Genomic DNA, 273 nt, shown 5'->3' on the forward strand with positions numbered 1-273 from the left:
CTTGCTTGCCCATTGCAGACTGATAGGTGTTACGAGGCGACTGGTTGTGATCGGGGAAGGGAATGATACTGGCGCAGACACCGAGGATCATGCTGGGATGAATCTCACAGTGAGTCCAGGTGTGCGCCTTCTGACTGAGGATCGAGCGAACACGTTTGTTGGGGTCGTGCAGTTCCTCCTCCGGTAGCGCATAGCCGGCCTGAAGCTGCTTGGAAATTTCCAAATCCTCGGGGGTCATCACGATCATGATGGTCTCCTCTTCTTCAGCATCCA

The 273-nt window shown here is 54.6% G+C and carries 1 protein-coding gene; it reads right to left on the minus strand.

Translation table 11 applies throughout. The features are described from left to right. The coding region (locus GSQ81_RS19680; protein ID WP_254060352.1) for a hypothetical protein at positions 1-247 on the minus strand (247 nt) is incomplete at its 3' end. Between the last annotated feature and the right edge of the window lie 26 nt (positions 248-273).

This window comes from Granulicella sp. L56 (assembly GCF_009765835.1).
Taxonomy (GTDB): Bacteria; Acidobacteriota; Terriglobia; order Terriglobales; family Acidobacteriaceae; genus Edaphobacter.